The sequence below is a fragment of the Pseudoalteromonas sp. J010 genome (assembly GCF_003934235.1).
Classification (GTDB): Bacteria; Pseudomonadota; Gammaproteobacteria; order Enterobacterales; family Alteromonadaceae; genus Pseudoalteromonas; species Pseudoalteromonas peptidolytica.
In genome coordinates this window covers 47855-63520 of record NZ_RDBW01000034.1, presented here as the reverse complement: position 1 = coordinate 63520, position 15666 = coordinate 47855, and the positions used below count along the sequence as shown (strand labels likewise).

Here is a 15666-nt window from a genome sequence, read left to right as displayed (position 1 = left end):
TCAAGGCATGTTCCCAAGCATTACTCACCCGTCCGCCGCTCGTCATCTTCTAGCAAGCTAGAAATGTTACCGCTCGACTTGCATGTGTTAGGCCTGCCGCCAGCGTTCAATCTGAGCCATGATCAAACTCTTCAATTAAAAGTTTTTTGTTTGAAGTAAACTTCAAACTTGCTCAATGAATTCTGTATAAATTGACTATATAGTCACTCATAAGAAATTGAGACTCTAAATTTGTTTGCGTCATCTAGCGAACCAGAATCTGCTGTTAGAACTCAATCTGTACGAGTGCCCACACAGATGATTGCTTCATATTGTTAAAGAACATTTCGAAACACTTCGTTGTTTCGAGAGGTGTGCATTCTAAGCACTCCCGATTTTTTGTCAACACTTAATTTTGAATTTTTTGAGAAGAAGTTTCGAAATTAAGTTTTACTTGACGCTAACTCGTTGCTGTTTTGCTTTTCAGCGTAGCGCCCCGTGTCAGTGGGGTCGCATTATAGGGCGATCCGATTTTAGTGCAACCCTTTTTTTAAAGAAAATTGCAAAAAAACGTTTGTTCGAGCAAAAATAAAGCGAAACGCTTATTTTTGACACTTTCACTTATCTTTTTGCAGTTTTTTCGTACTAGAGTTTTACAATTCAACACTCTACACTAGTGACACAAGACACGAGAGATGAGTAATCTAGGCATGCTTAGAAGTTATAAAGGTAAATCCCCACGCTTATCACAAGGCGTTTATATTGATGAGTCATCCGTTTTGGTTGGTGATATAGAAATTGGCGAAGACAGCAGCGTTTGGCCATTAGTTGCAGCCAGAGGCGATGTGAACTACATCAAGATAGGTAAACGAACCAATGTTCAAGACGGCAGTGTACTGCATTTAACAAGAAAGAGCGCTTCAGTACCTGACGGTTACCCGCTTATTATTGGTGATGATGTGACTGTTGGTCATAAAGTCATGCTGCATGGTTGCAAACTTGGTAATCGTATTCTCGTGGGTATGGGTGCAATTATTATGGATAACGTCACCGTAGGAGATGACGTTATCATTGGTGGTGGTGCACTTGTCCCGCCTAATAAAAACCTTGAGTCCGGTTTTTTATATGTCGGCAGTCCGGTAAAACAAGCAAGACCCCTCACCGAACAAGAGCTACAATTTTTAAAAGTGTCTGCTCAAAATTATGTGGAGTTGAAAGATGAATATTTAGAGGAAAGCTAAGCTTACCTCTCCTGCCTCATTAAACGCTTCATCTTCAATTAGCTGCTCAGCCTGCATTTCATAATCAAATTGATGCTGAGCAAAGTGCGCTAATGCAGCTTCCAGATCAAGCTCTGTAGTTATTTTACAGCGGATCAGCTGCCCACAGGCCATTGCTGTAAAAGTTAACTCACCTTGCTGATAACTGATGTCATCATTAAACAGTATTGCTTGATTCATATTCAACCTCTAATCAGCTTGGACGTTTTTGATGTATCAGGTCGTACACCTCGCCATTGATAAAATGCTTCAGCGGCTTGCTCTACTAACATACCGATACCATCGATTAATTGCGTATCTTGGTTATGTTGTGCGACCCATTTTAAGAAACTTGTTTGTTGCTCACTGTAAAACATATCATAAGCAACCACACAAGATGTAAAAACAGATGCGCAGATCGCAGGCACCTCTCCTGTAATACTGGAAGAGGTAGAATTAATCACAATATCAAATCCAATATCAGGAATACTATCTAGCCCACAGCCTTTAACATCCCCATAGGTGGCAAATTGCTTAGCCAACTGTATTGCCTTTGATTCTGTACGATTGCTCACTACTACCTGCTTCACTCCAGCTTGCAGGAGTGGATAGATACATCCTTTGGCCGCGCCTCCTGCACCTATCAATAAGATAGTCGCACCATCTAGCTTTACTTGATGATTGATCAGATCTCTTACAAGACCTTCGCCATCGGTATTGTCGCCTTTAACTTTGCCATCTTTTTGCTTGATCAGCGTATTCACAGCACCTGCCAATTTGGCGCGCTCAGTCAATGTATTTGCAAAACTAAATGCTTGCTCCTTGAAAGGTAATGTCACATTTGCACCGCTTCCACCTTCAGCAAAGAATGTCGATACAGTTTGAACAAAAGCATCTACTGGTGCCAAAATAGCTTCGTATTCTAATTGCTGCTGACTTTGTTTTGCGAATTGCGCATGGATTGCTGGCGATTTAGAATGCTTTATTGGATTACCGAATACCGCGTATTTGTCCATCGTTTTAGAGCGCCTTGAAAGAGTTATTATGAAACAGTTAATTAAACGCATCTTCAATAAAGATGCAACCACCGAACAAATAAATAGTGCTCCATCCCCAGAAAAAACCCCGTATGAAATCATTGGTGGAGAACAAGGTGCTCGAGACCTTGCTAATCGTTTCTACGATATTATGGCAACCGATCCCTACGCAAAACCGCTTTACGACATGCACCCACAACCACTAGATCGGATAAGACAAGTATTCTTTGAGTTTCTTTCGGGTTGGCTCGGTGGCCCAGATTTATTTACAGAAAAATACGGTCATCCGCGTTTAAGAATGCGCCATATGCCCTTTCCTATCGACCAAGATTTACGGGATCAATGGATGCACTGCATGAATAAAGCATTAGACTTAGAGGTTGGTAACCCATTATTAAGAGAGGGGCTAAGACAATCCTTAGCGCAACTCGCTACACATATGATTAATCAAGATTAATGAAAAAGTACCAGTTATATTAAATTGCACGGCAATTTTGCGCTAGGTCAAAACCTGTTCTTGAGTAGAGACGCATAATCACTGTTCTAATTGTGAACAGGTGCGATGCGTGTGAAATCTATTCAACATAAAATTTATGCGTTACTGGCAGTGACTGGCGTACTCGTCCTCATTGCTAGTATTCTCAGTAGTAGTAGTCAACAAAAAACTCTCGCTGAAGAAACCGTCGAAAGTAATATAAGGCTGTTAGCTGACAATTACTTTGACTCGATCAATACCATGATGCTGACGGGCACCATGGCTAATCGCGAGATCCTTAGTGATAAAATTCGTAATCACCCAAATATTGAAGATGCCCACATTATTCGCGCAGAACTGGTGAATAAGCTGTATGGACCGGGTAACCCAAATCAAGCACCAAACTCACAAGTGGAGCTTGATGCACTTGATGGCAAAGAAACACTCGTCATTGAACAACGTGATGGCAATCGCATCATGACATACCTCAAGCCAATGGTTGCGATGGAGAATTACAAAGGGACAAACTGTTTAGGGTGTCATCAAGCAAAAGAAGGAGATGTGCTCGGGGCAGTAAGAATAAGCTACTCACTTGCTGATATTGATAATACTGTGCATAACAATACTTGGCTAAGTACGGCCTTGTTGTCAGGTATATTTATCACCACTTTTGTCATTTTAGGCGTGCTGTTCAGAAAGCTCTTCATTTTAAGATTAAAAACGCTTGGCCGTACCATGCGCTTGGCGACAACAAATAAAGATTTATCGTTGAGAATTGACGATAATGTTGATGATGAATTAGGACGTTTAGCGACTAATTTCAATAAAATGATGGATAGCTTTAAAGATAATATCTCTCAGTTATCTCATTCATCCAAAATACTGATCCATTCCGCTGAATCTATTTATGCGTCAGCAGAAACCACTGAACTTGCAATTCAAGAGCAAAAGCAAGGAACCGACTCTGTTGCTGCAGCAATTAATGAATTAGAAAGCTCCTCCAGCGAAGTAAAGAACACCACTCACTTTGCATCAGAAAAATCTGATAGCAGCAATCACCTTGCAGAAGAGAGTATGGCTGTCGCTAATCACACAGAGCAAAGTATTAACCAGTTAGCGCAAGATGTGCGACAAGCCGCTGAGCAAGTTTCTCAATTACAAGCGCAGACGTTAGAAGTAGGTAAAGTATTAGAAGTGATCAGTAGCATTGCGGAACAAACCAACCTTCTAGCACTCAACGCAGCGATAGAAGCCGCTCGCGCAGGAGAAGCTGGTCGAGGATTTGCCGTCGTGGCTGACGAAGTTAGAACGTTGGCAACTCGTACCCACGACTCAACAGATGAAATTAAGCGCACCATAGACAAGCTACAGTCTGAAGCGCAACAAACTGTAGCAGCGATGAGTGCTTCTTGTGAAGAAGCGGATGATCGTGCCAATCAAGTGAAAAAAGTCGCACAAGCATTAAAAGATATTTCGACGCAAATGCACGAGATTAATGCTCTTAATCTACAAATTGCAGATGCGACAGAACAGCAAAATTTAGCCGCGGAGGAGATAAATCGTAGTGTCGTGGCTATCAGTGATAATGCTGAACGCTCACTTGTTGACGCCCATGGTTCCAAACAGATCAGCGAAGAGCTACTCACACTCGCACGTAACCTCGATGACCAAGTACGTGGGTTTAAATTAAGTTAGGGAACCTGATGTTTGGATAGCTATTCACTTCTTCAAACATCAGATTAGATAAATAAAAAGGAGCCTAGGCTCCTTTTTATCACATTGATAACCAGTTCTTTGGGGTGAGGTACTCATACAACTTTGCTTCGTTAGAGCCAGCCTCGGGTTGAAAATCATATTCCCAACGCGCCAACGGTGGCATTGACATGAGAATAGATTCGGTGCGACCACCGGTCTGCAAGCCAAACAACGTGCCTCTATCCCACACCAAATTAAACTCTACATAACGACCGCGACGATATAACTGGAATTGACGCTCTTGTTCGGTATAAGGCGTATCTTTACGTTTTTCAATAATTGGCAGATAAGCATCAAGAAACCCACTGCCCACCGCTTGCATAAAGGCAAAACTTTTTTCAAAACCCCACTGATTGAGGTCATCAAAAAATAGACCGCCCACACCTCGCGTTTCATCGCGATGCTTTAAATAGAAATATTCATCACACCACTTCTTATAATCACCATATACCTCGTCACCAAATGGTGTACACACGTCTTTTGCCACTTGGTGCCAGTGCTTCACATCCTCTAATACTGGATAAAACGGTGTTAAATCAAAGCCGCCACCAAACCACCAAATAGGCTCCTCACCCTCTTTTTCTGCAATGAAAAAGCGCACATTGGCATGGCTTGTGGGAATATGTGGATTTTTGGGGTGGATAACCAAGGATACGCCACAAGCGTGGAAGCTTCTTCCTGCCAACTCAGGCCGATGAGCGGTGGCAGATGCAGGCATAGACGCCCCAAAAACATGCGAATAATTTACCCCACCTTGTTCAATCACATTACCATCGCGGATGACACGGGTACGACCACCACCTCCTTCCGCACGCTCCCAGGCGTCTTCAACAAACTGAGCCTTACCATCAGCAGCCTCTAAGCCTTTGCAGATGTTATCTTGTAATTGTAGTAAAAAGGCTTTTACGGTCTCTAAGTTTACTTTACTCATGGTTTTTATCCTCGGATAACAGCGCCTGTTATCGCATGTTTAATTACACTTGGGGAACGGTTTGTGCCTAATTCACCGTCAACATAATAGCCTATTTGATTGCCAAACTGATTGCGCGCGTGCAACAAAGAGGCTACCGGTGTTTCACCTGTAATATTGGCGCTAGTAGAAACAATCGGCTTACCAAAGCGCTGACAGATTTGTTTAACAATAGGGTGATCGGTCACACGCACCGCGATAGTATCGTGGCCACCAGTTAACCAATGCGGTGTTTCTGGTTTCGCAGGGAGTAACCAGGTAATAGCGCCAGGCCATGCTGAAAATATCTCAGCGCGTTTATCCATTGGAATTTTGTTATCATCCACATAGGCTAAACACTGACCGTAGTTATCTGCAATTAAGATTAAACCTTTTGCTATTGGTCGCGATTTAATCTCCAGCAGTTTAGCTACGGCCTCTTCGTTATCAGGATCACACCCCAATCCGAAAATAGCTTCGGTGGGATAACAGATCACCTCACCAGCTTGCAATGCTGATTCGGGCGAGGTTATTATCGAAGCTTCCGCTTTATCGTCATTTTTCACGGTATTTCCACTATCGATTGACATGACTTCTGCGGGCATTGTAACACAGCTTTACCAGCTCTGGTTTTCTCCACCAGCACCGGCCAATGGCAATCAGGGCAAGCATGCTCGATAGGCTTAGCATTCAAAGTATATTTGCAACTTGGATAACTATTACAACTATAGAAGTGTTTACCAAACTTATTTTTTCGCTGTGTTAACTTCCCTTTTTTACACTTAGGACAATCTGGTAATTCCTGCGAGTCAGACGCATCCTCATGCCCAATATAATGGCACTCAGGATAACCGGTACAACCAATGAACATGCCGTAGCGACCATTTTTGATGACTAAATCTCTGCTACATTCGGGGCAAGCTACACCTTCAAGTACTTTAATAACATGGCTATCATGATGCGCCAAAGGCCTGATATATTCACAGGTAGGATAGCTAGCACAGCCAATAAATGGCCCCTTTTTACTGTTTTTTATCACCAGCTCGGAGCCACAGTCGGGGCATACTTCATATTCTTTTTCTAACGCATGCTTCTTTGCATTGAATAACGCATGATCAATTTTACTCATGGCTCTATTACCGCCCTTTGTGCAAGTATGCGCTTAATATAATCACCTTGGTTTTGGGGTCAAGGAAATGATAACAAATCGCTTTGAATAAATATCTTAGGATTTGGTCAATAACTGAGTAAACTTGAACTCGTGGTATCAACTAAAATACCTAAGCTCAAGAAGCGCAATATCACGCTAGTCAGAAGTTATTTCCTAATACCTGACAAATTCGTGCGTTTTTTGTGCGTCAGTAAATAACCTATTACGAACAAATCTAACGCAGTAGTAAGAGACAACAGCGACTAGAGAACAAGTTATTATTCTGAGTTCAAGTTGAGTAAACTCACTGTTTTTAAGTCCTATGTCGCTAGTGCTAAAACGAGCTGCGTGAAAGACATGAGCTATACCAATTATCTAAGGCTCAGACAAAATAGGTGGTTGTGGTCGTCATTGCACTTGAAGCACATCCAACGACCTTTGCTTGCCATGGTAGAGTAAAACCGTTCGATTACTCTGTTAATGCACAACTGATGCAGGCTCTGTAAAAATAAGATCCTCCATTTGCGCATAAGCATGCTCTTTACCTGGTACGTTAAATAGTACCATCAAGATAACCCACTTAAGGTCATCCAAGCTGATGTAGGTTTTGTCCAGAGCAAACAACCTATCCATCACCATCTCTCTGGTTGTACTGTCAATCACACCAACTTGTTCTACAAACATCAAAAAGCCTCTGCTCTCTACATCTAGCATATTACACTCGCTATCCGTGTAAATACGTGTGGCATGGTCGGGCTTGGCATTTAAGTAGGGGTATTCATCACTGTGTTGTAAATCTGCAAGCTGCTCTAACCAATCAAGCGCTTTATATATTTCACCTTGATTGAAGCCTGCGCGAAGGAGTTCATCGGTCAGTTCATTTTGTTCGACAAAAATTTCTGCTTCACTATGAATATAGTTCTCAAATAAATACATTAGAATATCAAACATCTTCTTAACCCCTCGCGAGTTTTATGTAGCCGTCTAATACACGCTCTACTTTATCTTCGAGTTCTAGGTCCAGTAGTCTGGCAACCACCTGCTCTACTGGCCACTGGGTCCTTTGCGTTAAAGTGTCAACAGAAGTCACTTCAAAGCCAAGGTTTTCTAATACAGGACACAGTTCCTCTTTTTGCCTATCTATTTCTATACTATATAGACTGTTTTCACAAAAAAAGCTCACTTCTTCCAAAATATCCTCAATATTCTCGGTAAGCTTTGCCCCTTGCTTTATCAAGTAATGACAACCGCTACTTAATCGGTTTTTAATTGAACCTGGAATCGCAAACACTTCTTTATTCTGCTCCAGTGCATAGCGTGCGGTAATTAACGAGCCGCTTTTTATCTCAGCTTCAACAAGCAGAACACCCAAAGCAAGCCCAGAGATTATGCGATTTCTCCGCGGGAAGTGTGTACTGTTCGCGGAGGTGTTAGGCAAAAACTCACTGATAACCAGACCACGCTGAACAATATCATCGTAGAGTCGTTGATGACGCTTGGGATAAACCACATTAACCCCAGTACCAAGCACGGCAATTGTGCTCCCACCAGCATCAAGAGCACCTTGATGTGCTGCACCATCAATTCCTCTGGCCATGCCAGAGGTTACAACCAGACCAGAGCGACTCAGCCCATTCGCAAATTCACTCGCTAATTCAAGTCCCGTTCGAGTAGAGCTACGACTACCAACCACTGCGACTTGTGGTTGCGCTAGTAATGAGACGTTACCTTTACAAAAAAGTACAATCGGCGGGTTACAAATTTCTTTTAGTTGAGTTGGGTAAGCGGAAGAAAATATAGTGAGGATATGGATCTGCTGGTTTTGACAAAACGTGCTAATACTGTCTATTTTTGACCAATCCGTATGAAGCAAGTTATTCGCCACTTGCTCACTGAGTCCTAAGGCACACAGTTCAGGTTTACCTAGGGTAAACAGCTCATTAAGTGACAACTTTTTCAGTAAAGCAAGCACCGTTTTTACGCCAAGACCTTGGCATAAAGCCAGTGCCAGAACACATTTTTGTTCTGAATATTTCATACTCTCTCCTTGAGTTTATTGCTTCATTCAAGGAGAAGTTGAGCTGCTAATTGTCAGCCATTTCCTTGAGCGCTTGTACGTAGTCACCGACTCTTATTGGTTCGGAAGTCGCCACAACCATGGCGTAGCTGAGGTCTTCATAAACTTTAAAGACCATAACTTCTCCTACCTTTTCTTTGGGCATATGCCATACGATGCTACTGTCATCATTTTCCTCACCAAACCAAGACCCCATTTGGGTGATCATTTTGTCGAGTCGAGACGCATCTTCAATGTAGCGAGGTCCATGTTGACTTTCTATAACTGTAGGCGATTGTCTAACAATATCAAGCACGTTGCCCTCTTTAAGCTGCGCTTTGCTGCCAACATCAAGCACCACAACACTCATGGTACTAAACTCTCTAAGCTTATTGTCACTCGCAATAATGCGGCCACTTGTCTGTTGTTTTGGACGGGCCATTGAAAACTGCGCGGGATAGCTTTGCCCACTGGCGATAGGTAAAACAATATCACCAGCTCGTACTTCTTGTTTAGCCACTTCGAGATGAAGCTTAGCTGGTCTTCCGGCTTTCATATTACCCTGTTCAACAACATGACCACTTCCTACTAGCACAGCTTCTAAACCTAGCGTTTCATTACTATCCAATGCCCGATATGTGTCACCGCGCCTATAGATAGCATAATGACCGCCTTTGACTAAATCCGCTTTGACATAAAGTAGGTGACCAGGCGACGCATTTTTCACATTTCGGTCGGCACCTAATACAATAGGGCTTTGGGCAAACTTGGATTCAGACAGAGTTTGCTCAAACCGCAAAAAAGGCTCCATCATTGGTAGAGGTAAAGTTGGAATTGCCGTCGACTTTTGGTTGATAACACGCACATGTGGAGAGAGCTTTTTTATCCCTTTATCCAATATCAACATTGGATTTCCGTGTGCATCGTACTGCAACTTAAGATTATCACCAGGATAGATTAAATCAGGATTTGCAATATTTGGATTCCACTGCCATAGCTGCTTCCACTTCCATGGGGAGCGCAGGTACATTTTAGAAATATCCCACAAAGTATCGCCTTTTTTCACCACATAATGTTGCGGTGCATCAGCTTTCACTGTCAAGGGCTCTGCTTTTACTGAAAAAACAGTACAACTAGCGATCATTATTGCAGCAATCGGATATTTCATGATGGCTTCCTTGTGGTTATTTTTGCTTATTATCCATCAAAACCTGTTAAAGGGGAACTTGAATGGCTAAAATAAGACCATACACTAGCTTACATCAGCTTACACGATTAATTGATTTAGGGTAATCATGGCTATATTAGAAGTTTTAAAGTTTCCAGATGAACGTTTGCGTACCGTTGCAAAACCAGTAGCAGAGGTTAATGACGAAGTACGACAAATCGTTAAAGATATGTTGGAAACTATGTATGATGAAAATGGTATCGGCCTTGCGGCTACGCAAGTGAACATTCATCAACGCATTGTTGTTATTGACGTTTCAGAAGAGCGCGATGAACCGCGCGTATTAATTAACCCAGAAATTATCAAGCGCGATGGGTCTACCGTGAGCGAAGAAGGCTGCCTATCGGTGCCATATTCATACGCAAAAGTGGACCGTGCTGAAACAGTCACAGTGAAAGCAATGAATGAGCAAGGCGAAACGTATGAAATAGACGCCGAAGGCTTACTAGCCGTGTGCATTCAACATGAATTAGACCACTTAGTTGGTAAGCTATTTATCGATTACCTATCGCCACTCAAGCGTAATCGTATTCGTAAGAAGCTCGAAAAAGAAGCTAAGCTCGCTGCAAAGCAAGCCTAATCCATTACCAACTAACTGACTTTAGGGTATTTCGTGAGTAATCCTTTGCGTATCGTTTTCGCAGGCACGCCTGATTTTGCAGCGCGCCACCTTGACGCTCTTATTCAATCACACCATGACGTTGTGGCAGTATACTGTCCACCAGATCGCCCTGCTGGGCGTGGTAAAAAGCTAAAAGCGTGTGAAGTAAAAGTGTTAGCACAAAAACATGACCTTCCAGTATTGCAACCACAATCGCTTAAAACACCAGAGGCACAGGCTGAACTTGCGGCATTAAATGCCGACGTCATGATTGTTGTTGCCTATGGTGTGCTGCTTCCGAAGGCTATTTTAGATACACCTCGACTAGGCTGTCTTAATGTACATGGTTCTATCTTACCAAGATGGCGAGGAGCCGCTCCAATCCAACGCGCCGTTTGGGCTGGAGACAGTGAAACCGGTGTGACGATAATGCAAATGGACGAAGGTCTAGATACTGGCGATATGCTACATATTGCTCGCTGCCCTATAACCGCAACAGATACGAGTGCAGATTTATACAACAAACTTGCGTTGCTCGGCCCCGATGCGCTTATCGAGACGCTAGCACGCTTGTCTGCTGGTGAGATCACCCCAGAAAAGCAAGACGATACGTTAGCCAATTATGCTAAGAAGCTGAGCAAAGAAGAAGCTAACATTGATTGGCAAATGGACGCTGAGCAAATTGAACGAAACATCCGCGCATTTAATTCATGGCCGGTTTGCTTTACCAGCATGGCAGGTAACAGTGTCAAAATTTGGCAGGCAAAGGTTGTTGACGAACAAGGTGATGCAGGACACGTACTTCGCGCAGATAAGCACGGTAYCGTTATTGCCTGTGGCATACAAGCAATCGAGATCCACAYCTTGCAGCCTCAAGGAAAGAAGCCAATGTCTGCACAAGACTTTTTAAATGGTCGAGCTGATTGGGTAGCAATTGGCGCTAAGGTTGGTGAAGCGTGAGTAATGTTCGCGCACTCGCTGCCCAAACCCTGTTTCAAGTTGTCGATAAAGGTGCATCGTTAAGTGCGCAATTGCCACTTGCCACCAGCCAGTTAGACGGTAAAGACAGAGCTTTGCTACAACAGATTTGCTATGGCGTATTGAGATATTTACCGTCTTTAGAGCATTACTGCCAGCAACTGTTAGATCAGCCCCTAAAAGGTAAGCGACGTGTTTTCCAGTTTTTGTTGTATGTGGGTATTTACCAACTTCAACATATGCGTGTCCCTGCTCACGCCGCGGTTGCTGAGACAGTAAACGCATTAACGCCGCTTAGAGCGCCTGGCATGAAAGGCTTGGTTAATGCGATTTTACGTAACTTCCAGCGCCATCAAGTCGAGCTAGAAACCAGTGCTACCGAGATCCCAGCTTGCTTATACAACCACCCAGGCTGGTTTATTAATCAACTAAAAGCAGCTTACCCAACTCAGTGGCAGACTATTTTAGAAGCGAATCAACAACAGGCACCAATGTGGCTGCGTGTTAACCAATCACAGTTTTCCACCTCAGATTATGCAGCTATGTTAGACCAGGCGGGTGTCGCCTATCAGCTTCATGGTGAATACCCAGACGGCATACTGCTTGATAGTCCAATTGATGTCTATGCCTTACCACAATTTGCCACTGGCGCTTGTTCAGTGCAAGATGCTGCAGCTCAAAAAGCAGCAAGATTATTATCTCCACAAAAAGGTGAAAATATTCTTGATGCTTGTGCCGCCCCAGGTGGTAAGACTTGCCATATTTTAGAGTTAGCTGACGCTAAAGTGACCGCAATTGATGCTGATGGCGCACGCTTAGCACGTGTGGAGCAAAACCTTGAACGGATCGGATTGTCGGCCAAATGCCTTGAGGGCGATGCTAGTGACCCTGAAGCTTGGTGGGATGGCGAATTATATGATCGTATCTTGTTGGATGTACCTTGTTCAGCTACTGGTGTTATTAGACGACACCCGGACATCAAATGGCTGAGGCGAGCTTCTGACATTGATAACTTGGTGACGTTACAGGCACAAATTATTGATAAAATCTGGCCATTACTCAAGCCCGGTGGCACACTAGTTTATGCAACCTGCTCGGTATTACCACAAGAAAACCAGCAACAGATCGCACGCTTTCTTTCTGCGACACCTGATGCTGAGCTTGTTCCTTTACATGATGCAGACACCAAAGCACAACCAGGCTTGCAATTATTACCCGGACTGAGCGATGGGTTTTATTATGCTAAGTTGATAAAAAAATAATATAACTCGACGCAATACATATGAAAATCATTATCTTAGGTGCCGGACAAGTCGGCGGAACACTGGCAGAAAACCTTGTCGGTGAAGAAAACGAAATTACCGTTGTTGATATCGACGGCGAGCGCTTAAGAGAGCTACAAGATAAATATGATTTACAGGGCGTGACGGGACACAGTGCACACCCCGATATCTTGCGTCAGGCTGGAGCTGAAGACGCAGATATGATCATCGCAGTAACCAGCTCAGATGAAGTGAATATGATAGCGTGTCAGGTTGCTTACAGTATTTTTAATACGCCAACGAAAATTGCTCGGATCCGCTCCGAGCAATATTTAAAGTATAGAGAAAAGCTTTTTCATAACGATGACTTACCAGTCGACCACTATATTGCTCCCGAACAGCTGGTCACGCAATATATCCGTCGCCTGATTGATTATCCGGGTGCCCTACAAGTACTCCAATTTGCCGAAGGTATGCTCTCCCTTGTTGCCGTAAAAGCATATTACGGAGGCTTACTTGTAGGCTATGCGCTCTCTGCCCTGAAGGAACACATTCCTAACGTCGATACTCGGGTTGCTGCAATTTATCGCCAAGGGAAAGCCATCAAACCGCTAGGCACAACAGTGATCGAAGCCGATGATGAAGTGTTCTTTATTGCCGCTACCAAGCATATTCGAGCAGTAATGAATGAGCTACAAAAGCTTGAACGTTCCTATAAAAAAATAATGATAGCCGGTGGTGGTAACATCGGCGCTGGTTTGGCAAGCTCACTAGATAAGAATCATAGTGTTAAATTGATTGAGCGTAATCAAGCGCGTGCTACCCAGCTGTCTGAAACCCTAGATAATACTGTGGTGTTTTGTGGTGACGCCTCTGATCAAGAGTTACTTTCAGAAGAGCATATCGAGCAAGTCGATGTCTTTATTGCCGTAACCAATGATGATGAAGCCAATATCATGGCCGCGATGCTGGCTAAACGTATGGGAGTACAAAAAACCATGGCGCTGATCCAACGTGGTGCCTACGTCGACCTCGTTCAAGGGGGTGATATTGATATTGCAATCTCACCACAGCAAGCCACCATTTCAGCGCTACTCACACACGTACGTCGTGGTGATATCGTAAATGTTTATTCACTGCGCAAAGGCGCAGCAGAGGCAATTGAAGCTGTAGCACATGGTGACGAAAACACTTCAAAGGTCGTTGGTCGTACGGTTCGAGACATTAAGCTGCCCCCAGGCGCAACGATAGGCGCAATCGTACGCGATGAAGATGTACTCATTGCACATGACGACACCATTATTCTATCTGGCGACCACGTGATCATGTTCTTAATCGATAAAAAACAAATTGGTGTCGTAGAGAAGCTCTTTCAGGTCAGCGCTTTATTTGTGTAAAGCGCCATAGTTTACGTATCGCGGTGATCTTGAAAAATCGATAAATCTATCAGGTAATCCTTTAACACACCACGGATCACGCCTGGCTCCGAAGTCAGGTGAATACCCAAAGACAAAATATCATCATGTTGGCGTATCTTTCGCACATCACCCTCTAAGGTAATTTGGTTTCCTTCTTTGCCCTCAATCAGTACGCTACATTTTGCACCTTCTTGCAAATCAGGCATATCAGCTGACGTTAAATCAAGCTGTAACCCTGATAGGGAAATATCTTTGATGACACCCACTTCGTTTTTATTACTGTGTTGAAAGTGAGCAGGAATAAGCGTTGGTACGCGACTTTGCGCACGTAGCTTGTAAGTTTGAATCTTTTCCGGGGGGTGGAGGAAAATAAGCCGCGCGGGATGGACTGAARCCGCTTTAATCTGCGATCTGAAAGCAATAACCTGACCATCACCATTTTCGAGCAATGCTCTAACAATGACAGTGGTTCCTTCCATAACAAAGTCCAGCGCCGCGCCTAATCGCTTAGGGTTGGGATGGTTTAAAATTAAAAATGCTCCTTGGAGCAGACCGACATATTCTGTTTTTATTCTTTTACTGTTCGCCGGTAAGCAAATTTCTATATCAACGAGACTGCCTGCGCTGATGGCTGTGAGCAAACTTTCCTGCCCAACCTCTCGAGTTCTTAACATGATCCTAACCCTTCCTGAGTTTAACTCTACTGCTTTTGTATTGTAGCAGTTTTAGCGAAGGGTCATTTAAAACTGAATTAAGGTGAATTACAACACGTTCGCCATCAATGCTCTCAGCTATCATTTGACCTTAATTGATGCAGCCTCCCTTTCACCGCACTTGCCAATAAAATCCATTTTATGGTCAAGGCGACAGCACAAGTGTTAAAAGCAACCTTAGGTCACTTAATCAAAAAATGGCTTTTTAACATCATTGCACCGTCTCTTAATGTCATCATCCTGCTTTGGATCTCAAGCGAACTTTGTGGCATCGCCAATTCTTCAGCTTCAATAAAAAGCATCATTGGCTCACTATTACGTTTTGCGACGAATAAAATCCCGGATACGTCATGTTGAAACAAACAACCAGTATGATTTGGCGCAATTGTATCGAGTATTGCGGGTATTTGACGCTTTTGCCAAAGCTCATTTTCAGACACAACTTGTACAACAAACCGAGCACCACTTTCACAACCAATTTGATGATATAAGTCATATGCCTTGGGAGCTGTTGGTAAGTCTTGCTCCGCTTGTAATAAATAACCAATATCCCTTATCAGGTTGTTTAACTGTGTTACGCTTCGTTCTATAAGCTGCATTCCAGAACCTTGCTCATGGCTTGCGGCAAATCCTTCAATGACTCTAAACCCTTTATCTGAAAAGCGTGTGGCAAGCAAAGTCGTCACCTCAAAGTTAAATCGTTGTAAAAATACTGACATTTGAAAACCCCGAAAATCCGAGTTTTTAGTATTTTTATTAACTTTTTCTTTCTTAAGGATGAAATCGTAAGGCAAAAACACTTGGTG

At 43.3% G+C, this 15666-nt stretch carries 17 protein-coding genes and 1 rRNA gene; 7 read left to right on the top strand and 11 right to left on the bottom strand.

Annotated elements, in window-relative coordinates:
• Positions 1–138: ribosomal RNA gene (locus EAG18_RS17725) — 16S ribosomal RNA — on the bottom strand; the annotation flags it as partial.
• A gap of 536 nt (positions 139–674) precedes the next feature.
• Between EAG18_RS17725 and EAG18_RS17720 the strand changes: the two genes are divergently transcribed.
• Entirely contained in the window at positions 675–1220 is a 546-nt protein-coding gene (locus EAG18_RS17720) for a gamma carbonic anhydrase family protein (RefSeq protein WP_125253690.1), read from the top strand.
• On the opposite strand, the gene EAG18_RS17715 is transcribed toward EAG18_RS17720, so the two are convergent.
• Both EAG18_RS17715 and aroE read right to left on the bottom strand, forming a co-directional pair.
• Positions 1206–1439: a DUF1488 family protein gene (locus tag EAG18_RS17715; RefSeq protein WP_125253689.1), complete on the bottom strand. Its 234-nt coding sequence runs from the start codon at positions 1437–1439 to the stop codon at positions 1206–1208. The genes EAG18_RS17720 and EAG18_RS17715 overlap by 15 nt on opposite strands.
• 2 nt (positions 1440–1441) lie before the next feature.
• Positions 1442–2254, bottom strand: a complete 813-nt coding sequence (gene aroE, locus EAG18_RS17710; RefSeq protein ID WP_125253688.1) for a shikimate dehydrogenase — start codon at positions 2252–2254, stop codon at positions 1442–1444.
• A 28-nt stretch (positions 2255–2282) separates the two neighbouring features.
• Here aroE and EAG18_RS17705 point away from each other — a divergent pair, with 28 nt between their 5' ends.
• Together EAG18_RS17705 and EAG18_RS17700 are read left to right on the top strand one after the other, a co-directional pair.
• Entirely contained in the window at positions 2283–2732 is a 450-nt protein-coding gene (locus EAG18_RS17705; RefSeq protein ID WP_125253687.1) for a group II truncated hemoglobin, read from the top strand.
• A 105-nt stretch (positions 2733–2837) separates the two neighbouring features.
• The gene (locus EAG18_RS17700) at positions 2838–4445 is read left to right on the top strand and encodes a methyl-accepting chemotaxis protein (protein ID WP_125253686.1); all 1608 of its coding nucleotides are present in this window, start codon (positions 2838–2840) and stop codon (positions 4443–4445) included.
• A 79-nt stretch (positions 4446–4524) separates the two neighbouring features.
• Here EAG18_RS17700 and hemF read toward each other — a convergent pair whose 3' ends face one another.
• The 6 genes from hemF to EAG18_RS17670 form a co-directional block, all read right to left on the bottom strand.
• Positions 4525–5436 (bottom strand): oxygen-dependent coproporphyrinogen oxidase, encoded by a 912-nt coding sequence (gene hemF, locus EAG18_RS17695; protein WP_125253685.1) that lies wholly within the window; start codon positions 5434–5436, stop codon positions 4525–4527.
• Between the two features lie 5 nt (positions 5437–5441).
• Positions 5442–6020, bottom strand: a complete 579-nt coding sequence (locus tag EAG18_RS17690; protein ID WP_125253695.1) for an L-threonylcarbamoyladenylate synthase — start codon at positions 6018–6020, stop codon at positions 5442–5444.
• The gene (locus EAG18_RS17685) at positions 6017–6583 is read right to left on the bottom strand and encodes a type I DNA topoisomerase (RefSeq protein ID WP_125253684.1); all 567 of its coding nucleotides are present in this window, start codon (positions 6581–6583) and stop codon (positions 6017–6019) included. Before EAG18_RS17685 ends, EAG18_RS17690 begins: the two co-directional genes overlap by 4 nt.
• Positions 6584–7081: 498 nt before the next feature.
• Positions 7082–7555 (bottom strand): DUF494 family protein, encoded by a 474-nt coding sequence (locus EAG18_RS17680; RefSeq protein WP_125253683.1) that lies wholly within the window; start codon positions 7553–7555, stop codon positions 7082–7084.
• A 4-nt stretch (positions 7556–7559) separates the two neighbouring features.
• Positions 7560–8642, bottom strand: a complete 1083-nt coding sequence (gene dprA / locus EAG18_RS17675; RefSeq protein WP_125253682.1) for a DNA-processing protein DprA — start codon at positions 8640–8642, stop codon at positions 7560–7562.
• Between the two features lie 46 nt (positions 8643–8688).
• Positions 8689–9828, bottom strand: coding sequence for a LysM domain-containing protein (locus EAG18_RS17670; protein ID WP_125253681.1), 1140 nt, complete (start codon positions 9826–9828; stop codon positions 8689–8691).
• Positions 9829–9955: 127 nt separating this feature from the next.
• Between EAG18_RS17670 and def the strand changes: the two genes are divergently transcribed.
• From def to trkA, 4 genes are read left to right on the top strand one after another with little or no spacing between them, the layout of a single operon-like run.
• Entirely contained in the window at positions 9956–10468 is a 513-nt protein-coding gene (gene def / locus EAG18_RS17665; protein ID WP_125253680.1) for a peptide deformylase, read from the top strand.
• A gap of 33 nt (positions 10469–10501) precedes the next feature.
• Entirely contained in the window at positions 10502–11449 is a 948-nt protein-coding gene (gene fmt / locus EAG18_RS17660; protein ID WP_125253679.1) for a methionyl-tRNA formyltransferase, read from the top strand.
• The gene (rsmB, locus tag EAG18_RS17655; RefSeq protein ID WP_125253678.1) at positions 11446–12729 is read left to right on the top strand and encodes a 16S rRNA (cytosine(967)-C(5))-methyltransferase RsmB; all 1284 of its coding nucleotides are present in this window, start codon (positions 11446–11448) and stop codon (positions 12727–12729) included. The genes fmt and rsmB overlap by 4 nt, the downstream gene beginning before the upstream one ends.
• 20 nt (positions 12730–12749) lie before the next feature.
• Positions 12750–14126 carry a Trk system potassium transporter TrkA gene (gene trkA / locus EAG18_RS17650; protein WP_125253677.1) on the top strand — a complete coding sequence of 459 codons (1377 nt, stop codon included), beginning with the start codon at positions 12750–12752 and terminating at the stop codon, positions 14124–14126.
• Positions 14127–14137: 11 nt separating this feature from the next.
• Here trkA and EAG18_RS17645 read toward each other — a convergent pair whose 3' ends face one another.
• Both EAG18_RS17645 and EAG18_RS17640 read right to left on the bottom strand, forming a co-directional pair.
• Positions 14138–14821 carry a flagellar brake protein gene (locus EAG18_RS17645; protein WP_125253676.1) on the bottom strand — a complete coding sequence of 228 codons (684 nt, stop codon included), beginning with the start codon at positions 14819–14821 and terminating at the stop codon, positions 14138–14140.
• Between the two features lie 221 nt (positions 14822–15042).
• Positions 15043–15579, bottom strand: a complete 537-nt coding sequence (locus tag EAG18_RS17640; protein ID WP_241651711.1) for a hypothetical protein — start codon at positions 15577–15579, stop codon at positions 15043–15045.
• Positions 15580–15666 lie beyond the last annotated feature (87 nt).

Bases quoted from the DNA above. Each gene is read 5' to 3' on its own strand.
- EAG18_RS17720 (WP_125253690.1), top strand. From the start codon at position 675: ATGAGTAATCTAGGCATGCTTAGAAGTTATAAAGGTAAATCCCCACGC.
- EAG18_RS17715 (WP_125253689.1), bottom strand. From the start codon at position 1,439: ATGAATCAAGCAATACTGTTTAATGATGACATCAGTTATCAGCAAGGT.
- aroE (WP_125253688.1), bottom strand. From the start codon at position 2,254: ATGGACAAATACGCGGTATTCGGTAATCCAATAAAGCATTCTAAATCG.
- EAG18_RS17705 (WP_125253687.1), top strand. From the start codon at position 2,283: ATGAAACAGTTAATTAAACGCATCTTCAATAAAGATGCAACCACCGAA.
- EAG18_RS17700 (WP_125253686.1), top strand. From the start codon at position 2,838: ATGCGTGTGAAATCTATTCAACATAAAATTTATGCGTTACTGGCAGTG.
- hemF (WP_125253685.1), bottom strand. From the start codon at position 5,436: ATGAGTAAAGTAAACTTAGAGACCGTAAAAGCCTTTTTACTACAATTA.
- EAG18_RS17685 (WP_125253684.1), bottom strand. From the start codon at position 6,583: ATGAGTAAAATTGATCATGCGTTATTCAATGCAAAGAAGCATGCGTTA.
- EAG18_RS17680 (WP_125253683.1), bottom strand. From the start codon at position 7,555: ATGTTTGATATTCTAATGTATTTATTTGAGAACTATATTCATAGTGAA.
- dprA (WP_125253682.1), bottom strand. From the start codon at position 8,642: ATGAAATATTCAGAACAAAAATGTGTTCTGGCACTGGCTTTATGCCAA.
- EAG18_RS17670 (WP_125253681.1), bottom strand. From the start codon at position 9,828: ATGAAATATCCGATTGCTGCAATAATGATCGCTAGTTGTACTGTTTTT.
- def (WP_125253680.1), top strand. From the start codon at position 9,956: ATGGCTATATTAGAAGTTTTAAAGTTTCCAGATGAACGTTTGCGTACC.
- trkA (WP_125253677.1), top strand. From the start codon at position 12,750: ATGAAAATCATTATCTTAGGTGCCGGACAAGTCGGCGGAACACTGGCA.
- EAG18_RS17640 (WP_241651711.1), bottom strand. From the start codon at position 15,579: ATGTCAGTATTTTTACAACGATTTAACTTTGAGGTGACGACTTTGCTT.